We start from the raw sequence: 9,969 nt of genomic DNA on the forward strand, positions 1-9,969 counted from the left end.
CGGGTACGCCCAGAGCCAGCAGGGTGATAAGGGCGGATTTTGTCAGATGTGCGCGCATAGAGATCCCATGTCCCGTTACCATGACACCCCGCGCTGGCAAAGTGTCCTGACGCCTCGCTTCGTCCGACTTTTTGCCGAGGCCCTGCGCGCGAGAGGCGTTGACTTGGGCCCGCCTTTCCCCTAACGGCACGCATCCTTTACGGGGCTGCATCTGCGCAGGCCCCGCATTGCCGTTCGGTTTTTGTGGCGTGAGCCGCTCGGCCGGACACCGCACAGACAAGAGAGTTTAGAGCCATGTTCGCTGTAGTGCGCACGGGCGGCAAGCAATATCGGGTTGCCGCCGGAGACAAGATTGCCGTTGAAAAGCTCGCGGGCGAAGCCGGCGACACGATCACGCTGGGCGATGTCCTGCTGGCCGGCGAAGGCGAAACCCTCGCCGATGCCAAGGCGGTGACCGTCTCGGCCGAGATCATCGCCCAGGCCAAGAGCGAAAAGGTGGTCGTCTTCAAGAAGCGCCGCCGCCACAATTATCGCCGCAAGAACGGCCACCGCCAGCAGATGACCCTGCTGCGCATCACCGCTGTCGGCGCCGCTGCTGCCGAGAAGCCGGCCAAGAAGGCCGCCGCCAAGAAGACCAAGACCGAAGACGCTCCGGCTGCTGAAGCCGCTGCCTCGGCCGAATAAGGAGCGTTTGAACCATGGCACACAAGAAAGCAGGCGGTTCGTCGCGCAACGGTCGTGATTCGGCCGGTCGTCGCCTTGGCGTCAAGAAGTTCGGCGGTCAGGAAGTGATCGGCGGCAATATCATCATCCGTCAGCGCGGCACCCGCGTGTACCCGGGCGTGAACGTGGGCATGGGCAAGGACCACACCCTCTACGCGCTCGCCGAAGGCGTGGTCCGATTCCACGCGGGCAAGCTCGGCCGCAAATACGTCAGCGTAGACGCGATGGCCGAAGCCGCCGAATAAGCGGACGATTCGCAAAAGGGATCGTCCGCAAGGATGGTCCCGGAGGGTGCAAGACCCTCCCGATGAGGGAGACAGGACCGTCCTCTAACCGAGGGGGTCCGTCTCCCTTTTTGCACTCTCCCTCGAAAAGCTGCGGAATCAGAAAGTTTTGCGGCCATGAAAGTGTCACGCGTCCACCCTAGAGGCGGGCGCGGGGCGAGGAAGGGAGAACTCGTGTTCCATCGCAGCCAGAGACTGTTCCTGAGGCCCGCTTTCCCCGAGGATTGCGGCGCTATCCTTGCCGGCATCGGCGAGGAGGCGATCGTGCGCAACCTCGCCCGCGCGCCGTGGCCCTACACCCTCGACGACGCGAAGAACTTCGCCGCCCTGCCGCAGGACATGCGCCTGCCGCACTTCCTCGTGACGCTTCCGGGTGTCGGCGTGATCGGCTCGGCCGGGATGGGCGACCATGAGGGCGAACCCGAACTCGGCTACTGGATCGCGCGCGCCCACTGGGGCCGCGGCTATGCCACCGAGGCGGCGGGCGCGGTGCTGAGGATTGCGCGCACGCTCGGCCACCGGAGGGTGGTGGCGGGGCACTTCACCGACAACCCGGCCTCGGGCAAGGTGCTGAGGAAGCTCGGCTTCGTCCCCACCGGGCGCAATGGCCAGCGGTTCAGCGCAGGTCGCGGGTGCGCGGCCGAATCGGTCGAGTACGCGCTCGACCTGGAGGCTGACATGGACCCCGCGCCGGTTGCGCGCGCCGCGTGAGGGCGCGGGGGACGGCGGACGGCTTGTTCGCATCTGCGAAATCCCCTAGGGCCGCAGACTTATGGTCGTCCGCAAGAGGTTAACCCCCGAGGAATCGCGCAGCACCGCGCTCGAGGCGGCGCGCGCGCTGCTGATCGAGGCGGGGCCGCAATCGGTGACGCTGAAGGCGGTCTCGGCCCGGATCGGACGCACCCATGCGAACCTGCTGCACCATTTCGGCTCGGCCTCGGGGCTCCAGCGCGCACTCGCCGAGCATCTGGCGCGCACGGTGTGCGAGACGATCCTGCAGGCGGTCCATGCCAGCCGCGCCGGCCTCGGCTCGGCGCGCGAGGTGGTCGATCTCGCCTTCGACGCCTTCGACCGCGAGGGCGCGGGCGCGCTGACCAGCTGGATGCTGCTGACGGGGAACGAGGATGCGCTCGACCCGATCATCTCGGTGATTCACGACCTGCTCGACGAGCTTGGCCCCACCGAAACGCCCGAGCACATTGCCCAGCGGCGGCTGCACCGCGACACCTTGTCGCTTGTGCTGATGGCGCTGGGCGACGCGCTGATCGGCGGGCCGCTGGCAAAGTCGCTCGAGCTGCCGCGCGATGCCGCGCGCGAGCGGGCGACGGCGATGCTCGAGGCGAGCTTCGCCGAGCATCAGACGGCTTAGGTTTCGGGCGCGAGCACCCCGGCGCGCTGCCATGCCGGCAGGGCGGCCGGATCGAGGCATTCGACCCGCAGGTGATCGACCGCGAGGCCGAGGTTTTCGTAGGCCGCCATGCGCCGCGCCTCGTCCGAGTCGCCAAGCGGCACCACCACCAGCCGCCGATTGACCTTCTGCCGCCAGTTCATCCGCGCGGTGTTCTCCTGGCCGACATAGCAGCCCTTGGTGAAGCTCACCCCGTTCAGCTCCACCGCGTTGGTCTCGAGCCACAGGATGTCGCCCATCTCGCCGCGCCCCTCGGGCACGCCGAGGCCGAGGCGGTGGGCGAGCCATGCGGCGTCGGCGCTTTCGCCTTCCGCCGCGCCGAGCCAGCGGTGGCCGAGGGCGGGGAGGCGCGGGTCAGCCACCGCATCCTCGCGCGGCTCGGGGCTCCAGTGAACCGCCAGCGCGGCGTCGCGCGCAATCGCGATCTTGCGGCGCAGGCGGTACATCGACAGGCGCTTTGCCAGCTCGTCGGCATGCGCCGCCTCGCAATCGAGGAGGAGGGCATCGCCGTCCCCCCACACCAGAAAGTCAAACAAATGCTTGCCCTGCGCGGAAAGCAGCGCGGCGTAGCAGGGCAGGGGGCCGGTCACGTCGTTGGTGACGAGGCCCTGGAGGAAGGCGGCGACATCCTCGGCCTCGTCCAGCGGCGAGAGGCGCACCAGCGCGCGGGTGGTCAGCAGGGTTGCACTCATGGGTGACAGATAGGATCGGGCATGGCTAAGGGGAAGGGATGACCGACCGCCTTACCATCCGCCGCCCCGACGACTGGCACCTCCATTTCCGCGATGGCGACATCATGCGCGCGGTGGTGCCGTGGACCGCGCGCCAGTTCGCCCGGGCGATCGTGATGCCCAACCTGACCCCGCCGGTGACCACGACCGCGCTGGCAGCCGCCTACCGTGACCGCATCCGCGCGGCGGTGCCGGAGGGGGTGCGCTTCGAGCCGCTGATGACCTGCTACCTCACCGACACCACCGACGCCGATGATCTGGCGCGGGGCGCGGCCGAGGGCGTATTCACCGCGGCCAAGATGTATCCCGCCAACGCCACGACCAACTCGGCCGCGGGCGTGACCAATGTCGAGAAGATCTACCCCGTCCTTGCCCGCATGGAGGCCGAGGATATCGTGCTGTGCATCCACGGCGAGGTGACCGACCACAGCGTCGACGTGTTCGACCGCGAGAAAGAGTTCATCGAGCGGCACTTGCGCGGCATTGTTGCGAACTTCCCGAGCTTGCGGGTGGTGTTCGAGCATATCACCACCTCGGACGCTGTGGACTTTGTGATGGAGGCCGGGCCGAACGTGGCCGCGACCATCACCCCGCAGCACTTGCACATCAACCGCAATGCGATGCTGGTGGGCGGGATCCAGCCGCACAACTATTGCCTGCCGGTCGCCAAGCGCGAGAGCCACCGCCTCGCATTGCGCAAGGCGGCGACGGGTGGGGCGCCGAAGTTCTTCCTCGGCACCGATTCGGCCCCGCATCTTCGCCGCGCGAAGGAGACCGCCTGCGGCTGCGCAGGCATCTTCGGCGCGCCCTATGCTCTGGAAAGCTACCTCACGGTGTTCGACGAGGAGGGCGCACTCGACAAATTCGAGGGCTTCGCCTCGCTCCACGGCCCGGCCTTCTACAAGCTGCCGGTCAATGAGGAGACGGTGACGCTGGAGCGTGCCGAGGTGGCGGTGCCCGCCTGCCTCCATGTGACCGGCGAGGAAATCGTCCCCTGGCACGGTGGCCAGATCTTGGGTTGGACGTTCCTAGGCTGAAGCGGCCCGCTTTTTCGCCCACAGGTCCCAGACGAAAATCCCGACCGCCACCCAGATCAGCACGAAGCTGCCGAGTTTCGCCGGCGCGAGCGGCTGCTCGAAGACGAACAGCCCGAGGAAGAACACGATCGTCGGCGCGATGTACTGGAGAAAGCCCAGCGTCGAATAGTCCATCCGCCGCGCCGCCAGCGCGAACAGCAGCAGCGGGATCGCGGTGACCACGCCCGAAAAGACGATCAGCGCGCTGATCCACCCGTCCTGCCCGAAGGACGAGCCTTGCGGGGTGAGCGCGTACCACCCGGCGATTGCGGCGGCGACGGGGAGCAGGATCGCGCTCTCGATCGTGAGGCCGGGGAGCGAGCCCACGGCAACCTGTTTGCGAACAAGGCCATAGATGCCGAAGCTGAAGCCGAGGCTGAGGCTGATCCACAGGCTGGTCATCGTCTCGGCGCCCGTCGCCAGCAGCGCCACGGCCACGGCGGCAATCGCGACGGCCACCCATTGGCGACGGCTGAGCCGCTCGCCCAGCACCAGCGTGCCGAGCAGCACGTTGAGGAGCGGGTTGAGGTAATAGCCGATGCTGGTCGCATAGACCTCGCCGTTCAAGATTGCCCAGATGTAGACGAACCAGTTGATCCCGATGAGGACGGCGCTGGCGAGGAGGGCAAGCAGGCTCCTGGGGCTCTTCAGCGCTGCCAGAAGCTCGGGGAACTGGCGCCGGTATGCGACGATCAGCAGGCACAGCGGCAGCGTCCAGATGATCCGCCAGCCGACGAACTCGAAGGCGGGAACGCTCCTCACCAGCATCAGGTAGAGCGGCAGGAAGCCCCAGATCAGATAGGCCCCGAGCGCGGGTGCCAGACCCGAAGCGATGGGGCCGGAGGCCGCGGAAGAGGGTGCGGGGGTGGACATGCTCGCGCGGCGTTAGGAGCGGGGCAAGGCTTAGGCAAGCCGCCGCGTCGCTGAACGGCGGCTTTCACACGCAGGGGCGATTCGTTCAGGCAAGACACGCTATGGATGAACGACATCGCCCTTGCGGCCATTCCCACCAGTGGCCGCCGGCACGCGGAGCTTCCTTTGCCCCCGCGTGGAAAGCGCCTCCGGAGCCCCTGCTCCGGGGGCGTTTTCATCGGCCCCGGTGAGGGCCAAATTAACCACCGGCATGCGATGCTCCGCCGATGCGCCGCGCCCCTATCCCCTTGGCCTGTCTTGGTCTTCTCGCCGCCTGCGGGCCGGGCGCGGGGGAAGGCGAGGGCGCGACTGCGCCGGATGCCGGGCTGATCGCGCGCGACCCCGAGATCGCCCGTGCGCTCCACGACCCCTTGATGAGCGACCCCGATCTCGCCAGCCGCAACGAGGCGGCGGCCGCGATCGGCTTTGCCGACAGCGCCGCGCTGCCGGTGCTCGCCGGCTCGGGCGCGGCGGCCGCCGCCGCGCGCGAGGCGATGCGGATCGAGCTGCTCGAGGGCGGCCCGCTCCCCGATCTGCCGCGCGCGAGCAGGGCGCCGGGCCGAGCGGTGCTCGGGCCGATGTCGGGGCCGGAGGAACTGCTCGGCGCGGTCGGTGCGCCGGGGGCCTGCGCCGGGGCGCTGAAGGAGGACTTCGCGCTCGCCGCAAGCTTGCCGCCCGCCGCCATGATCCCCCCGCGGGCGATGGTGGTGCAGGCCGGGGGGAGCCAGGCGAGGGGCTGCGCCTTGCGCATCCTGCGCTATCTCACCCCGGCCGCCCCGGAGGATGTGCTGCAATATCACCACGTCCGCGCGAGCCGCGCGGGCCTCGCGCCGACCCGCCACGCCGCGCCCGGAGACAGCATCGTCGCCACCGGCAAGGGGGCGGAGCGGCTTGCGGTGCATGTCAGGACGGCGGCGAACGCGCTGACGGGCGTGACGCTGATCTACCGCGCCCCGAACTAGAGACAGGCTCTAGGGCCTGACCCCCACCATCAGGCCCGCGCGCGGCTGGTCCATCTCGGTGCTGGCGACCGGGTAGGCGCTGTTGTCGGCGGCGTAATAGGCCGCGGGGCGGTGGTTGCCGGAAAGGCCGATGCCCCCGAAGGGCGCCTTGGACGAGGCGCCGTTGGTGGGCGCGTTCCAGTTGATGATCCCGGCCCGGATGTTCGCCCAGAAGCGCCCGTAATCCTCCGGGCTGCCGCCGATCAGCGAGGCGACAAGGCCGTAGCGGGTGTTGTTCGCCTCGGTGATCGCGGTGTCGAGATCGGGCACGCGGATCACCTGCAGCAGCGGGCCGAACAGCTCGATGTCGGGGCGCTCGGGCACGTCGGTGACGTCGATGATGCCGGGGCTGAGGAACGGGAGGTCGGGCAGCGAGCGGCGCATGTGCAGCAGCACCCGCCCGCCGCCGGTCATCAGCGCGACGAAGCTTTCCATCAGGCGCTCGGCGGTGTCGTTGTCGATCACCGGGCCCATGAAGGGCTGCGGCTCGCCGAGCGGATTGCCGACCATCAGCTTGCGCGCGAGCGGCACGAGCTCGGCCATCAGCGCGTCGTGGACGCTGTCCTTGACGATCAGTCGCCGGGCCGCGGTGCAGCGCTGGCCGGCAGTGGCAAAGGCGCTCTGGACGATGATCGCGGCCGCATCGGCGAGCTTGGGGGTGTCGGTGACGACGATCGGGTTGTTGCCGCCCATCTCGAGCGCGACGATCTTGCCCGGATTGGCGGCGAGCTTGCGGTTGATCGCGATCCCCGTCTGGGCCGAGCCGGTGAACAGAACGCCGTCGATCCCCGGGTGGGCGACCAGCGCCTTGCCTTGCTCGGGCCCGCCGATGACGCACCCGATCACGTCCGCCGGCACGCCGGCAGCGTGGAAGGCGGCCACCAGCGCCTCGCCCACCGCCGGGGTCTTCTCCGAGGGCTTGAACACCACGGCATTGCCCGCGATCAGCGCCGGCACGATGTGGCCGCAAGGCAGGTGCGCGGGGAAATTGAAGGGCCCCAGCACCGCCATCACCCCGTGCGGCTTGTGGCGCACTGCGGCGCTCGAGCCGATCCCGGCGTCGAATTTCTTCTTCCCGGTGCGCTCGGCATAGGCCTGGACCGCGATGTCGACCTTGGCGACCACCGCGTCGACCTCGCTGCGCGCTTCCCATAGGGGCTTGCCCGCCTCGCGCGCGATCAGATCGGCGAAGGTGTCCGCGTCGCGGCGCACGGTGTTGGCGAAGGCGCGCAGCACGGTGATCCGTTCGGTCAGCGCGCGTGCGGCCCAGGGCGCCCAGGCGCGGCGCGCGGCCGAGACCGCCGCGTCCACGTCCGAGACGGGGCCGCGCCACAATTCCTCGCCGGTCGCCGGCTCGAGGGAAATGAGGAAATTGTCGGTCACGCTCGCGCTAGTCGCCTGCTCTGTCCTGCTGCCGCGGGTGAGCGGATGTATAGGTAACAGCTCTGAAAAGATAGGGGTAAGCCCGCTACGCATGTCCCGCAGGTTCGGGCGCGGGGCCATGCGCTTCCCCCATGCGCCTAAGCGCGGCGACCTTGGCGTGGAGCGGGGCCCAGTCGTCGCCCTGGTCGATCGCGGCCCAGATGCTCTCGACCTCCTCGATCAGCATCGATTGGGGTGCGGCGTCGGCCCAGTAGGGGTGGGTGTCGGCAACCGGCCGGTAGCCCGCCAGCGCCGCGCCGAGCGCGCCCGAGGCTGCGCCCCGCCCGCCGCGGTGCGCGAAGAAGAAGGCGTCGGGCTGGAGCCTGCCCTCGCGCATCTCCTGCTCGCATGCCGCGACGAGCTGCGTGTCGGCCTCGATCCCCTGCGGCTCGACCCCGAGCCGCCAGCACCACCGCCGCGCGACCGCCGCCATGTAGAGCGGCCCGAAGCGTTCGAGCGCGGCGACCAGCGGCGCGGTCTCGGCATGGAGCCTGAGCGCGACTGCAAGCTGCCCGCAGTTCCAGTGCAGCGCCTCGGGCTGGCGGCCGAAGGCGTAGAGCCCGGCGTGGTCGAAATAGGCGGCGGTGAAGCCCGGCTCCCACGCGGGCAGCCAGCGCCACGGGCCGTAATCGAAGCTCTCGCCGGTCACGTTCATGTTGTCGGTGTTGAGCACGCCGTGGACGAAGCCGGAGGTCATGTAGCTCGCCGCGAGATCGGCCATGCGTTCGGTGACGGCGTGCATCAGCCGGATCGCGGGATTGTCGCGATCGGGCGCGTCCTCGGGCGGGGGCGGGGCGGGGAAGTGGGCGAGGCAGTAGTCGATGAGCTGCGCCATCTCGTCCGCCTGCTCCAGCGCCAGCAGCCGCTGGAAGCTGCCGATGCGGATGTGCGAATGGCTGAGGCGCACCAGCACGGCGGACCGCGTCGGCGAGGGCTCGTCGCCGCGCTGGAGCGCCTCGCCGGTCTCGATCACGCTGAAGGTTTTGGAGGTGTTGACGCCCAAGGCCTCGAGCATCTCGGTGGCGAGGATCTCGCGCACCGCGCCCTTCAGCGTCAGGCGGCCATCGCCCGAGCGGCTCCACGGGGTGGTGCCCGAACCCTTGGTGCCGAGGTCGAGCAGCCGTCCCGCACCATCGCGCATCTGCGCGAACAGGAAACCGCGCCCGTCGCCGATCTCGGGATTGTAGACCCGGAACTGGTGCCCGTGATAGCGCAGCGCGAGCGGTCGGGGGATATTGCCCTCCAGGGGTGCGAAGCGCCCGAAGTGGCGGAGCCATTCCTCGTCGCTCAGGACCGCCAGCCCGACACTCGCCGCCGCCCGGTCGTTGCGCCAGCGCAGCCGCGTTTCGGGGAAGTCCGCCGCCGTCACCGGATCGCCCAGCCATCCGGCCAGCGGCAGCACCGCCGGATCGGGGCGGTAGGTGACAGGTTCATCGGGATGTTGCAGTCCGGCGCTCATCCCGCGATAGTGGGCGCAAGCACCCGTCGGCGCAAGCAGGCGGGTTAGGCATATAATGGGGAATGACGCCGATCATGGCCGCCACTTACGAAGATCGCTACTGGACGAGCAGCGACGGGCTGACCCTGCATTATCGCAACTATCCGGGGCCCGAGGGCACCGCGAAGCTGCCGGTGCTGTGCATGCACGGCCTCACCCGCAACGCCCGCGACTTCGGCGCGCTGGCCGAGGCGCTGTGCACCACCCGCCGGGTGATCGTCACCGAAATGCGCGGCCGGGGGATGAGCGACTATGCGCCGGATTCGGACACCTATTCGCCGCTCACCTATGTCCAGGACGTGGAAAAGCTGCTCGCCGAACAGGGGATCGAACGCTTCGCCGTGGTCGGCACCTCGATGGGCGGGCTGATGACCATGCTGATGGCCGCCGCCAAGCCCGGGCGGATGAGCGCGGTGGTGATGAACGACGTCGGCCCCGAGGTGCAGACCGCAGGCCTCGCGCGCATTTCGGGCTATGTCGGGCAGGGGCGCTCCTACCCCACCTGGGTTCACGCCGCGCGCGGGCTGGCCGAGGCGCACGGCGCGGCCTTCCCCAAGTTCGATCTCGACCAATGGCTCGAGATGGCCAAGCGCACCATGGTGGTGAGCCAGAACGGGCGGATCGTGTTCGATTACGACATGGCCATCGCCGAGCCCTTCGCCAAGCCCGGCAATGCCGCGCCGCCCAACCTGTGGCTCGCCTTCGAGGCCCTGCGCGATGTGCCGATGCTGCTGGTGCGCGGGGGGCTGTCGGATCTTCTCAGCCCCGACACGGTCAAGCAGATGGGGATGCGCAATCCGAAGATGCGCACCGTCACCGTCCCCGATGTCGGCCATGCGCCGACGCTCGACGAGCCCGAGGTGCGCGAAGCGATCCTCGCGCTGCTGGACGGGGCCGAGTGAGCGACGCGGCGG

General features: G+C 69.2%; 11 protein-coding genes. 7 read left to right on the forward strand and 4 right to left on the reverse strand.

The features are described 5' to 3' along the window. The first annotated feature begins 294 nt into the window (after positions 1-294). From rplU to AX692_RS00925, 4 genes are all read left to right on the forward strand, one after another. A complete protein-coding gene (gene rplU / locus AX692_RS00910) occupies positions 295-684 on the forward strand; it encodes a 50S ribosomal protein L21 (RefSeq protein ID WP_073974474.1) in 390 nt (129 codons plus the stop codon). A gap of 14 nt (positions 685-698) precedes the next feature. Beyond that, a complete protein-coding gene (gene rpmA / locus AX692_RS00915) occupies positions 699-968 on the forward strand; it encodes a 50S ribosomal protein L27 (protein ID WP_073974473.1) in 270 nt (89 codons plus the stop codon). Between the two features lie 213 nt (positions 969-1,181). Next, positions 1,182-1,718, forward strand: a complete 537-nt coding sequence (locus AX692_RS00920) for a GNAT family N-acetyltransferase (protein ID WP_073974472.1) — start codon at positions 1,182-1,184, stop codon at positions 1,716-1,718. A 61-nt stretch (positions 1,719-1,779) separates the two neighbouring features. Then, entirely contained in the window at positions 1,780-2,376 is a 597-nt protein-coding gene (locus AX692_RS00925) for a TetR/AcrR family transcriptional regulator (protein WP_073974471.1), read from the forward strand. Here AX692_RS00925 and AX692_RS00930 read toward each other — a convergent pair. Continuing rightward, the gene (locus AX692_RS00930; RefSeq protein WP_073974470.1) at positions 2,373-3,107 is read right to left on the reverse strand and encodes a YgfZ/GcvT domain-containing protein; all 735 of its coding nucleotides are present in this window, start codon (positions 3,105-3,107) and stop codon (positions 2,373-2,375) included. The genes AX692_RS00925 and AX692_RS00930 overlap by 4 nt on opposite strands. A gap of 38 nt (positions 3,108-3,145) precedes the next feature. Between AX692_RS00930 and pyrC the strand changes: the two genes are divergently transcribed. Continuing rightward, positions 3,146-4,183 (forward strand): dihydroorotase, encoded by a 1,038-nt coding sequence (gene pyrC, locus AX692_RS00935; RefSeq protein ID WP_073974469.1) that lies wholly within the window; start codon positions 3,146-3,148, stop codon positions 4,181-4,183. Here pyrC and rarD read toward each other — a convergent pair. Next, complete coding sequence (gene rarD, locus AX692_RS00940; RefSeq protein WP_073974468.1) at positions 4,175-5,095, reverse strand: EamA family transporter RarD; 921 nt, start codon at positions 5,093-5,095, stop codon at positions 4,175-4,177. The two genes, pyrC and rarD, sit on opposite strands and share 9 nt — an antisense overlap. Positions 5,096-5,361: 266 nt before the next feature. On the opposite strand from rarD, the gene AX692_RS00945 reads away from it, so the two are divergent. Beyond that, the gene (locus tag AX692_RS00945; RefSeq protein WP_155644791.1) at positions 5,362-6,096 is read left to right on the forward strand and encodes a hypothetical protein; all 735 of its coding nucleotides are present in this window, start codon (positions 5,362-5,364) and stop codon (positions 6,094-6,096) included. Positions 6,097-6,105: 9 nt separating this feature from the next. On the opposite strand, the gene astD is transcribed toward AX692_RS00945, so the two are convergent. Together astD and AX692_RS00955 are read right to left on the reverse strand one after the other, a co-directional pair. Next, complete coding sequence (gene astD / locus AX692_RS00950; RefSeq protein ID WP_073974466.1) at positions 6,106-7,518, reverse strand: succinylglutamate-semialdehyde dehydrogenase; 1,413 nt, start codon at positions 7,516-7,518, stop codon at positions 6,106-6,108. 85 nt (positions 7,519-7,603) lie between these two features. Beyond that, entirely contained in the window at positions 7,604-9,016 is a 1,413-nt protein-coding gene (locus tag AX692_RS00955; RefSeq protein ID WP_073977531.1) for a protein adenylyltransferase SelO family protein, read from the reverse strand. Between the two features lie 74 nt (positions 9,017-9,090). On the opposite strand from AX692_RS00955, the gene AX692_RS00960 reads away from it, so the two are divergent. Continuing rightward, a complete protein-coding gene (locus AX692_RS00960; protein WP_073973889.1) occupies positions 9,091-9,957 on the forward strand; it encodes an alpha/beta fold hydrolase in 867 nt (288 codons plus the stop codon). The last annotated feature ends 12 nt before the right edge of the window (positions 9,958-9,969 follow it).

The organism is Erythrobacter donghaensis, from assembly GCF_001557325.1.
In the GTDB taxonomy this organism is placed as follows: domain Bacteria; phylum Pseudomonadota; class Alphaproteobacteria; order Sphingomonadales; family Sphingomonadaceae; genus Erythrobacter; species Erythrobacter donghaensis_B.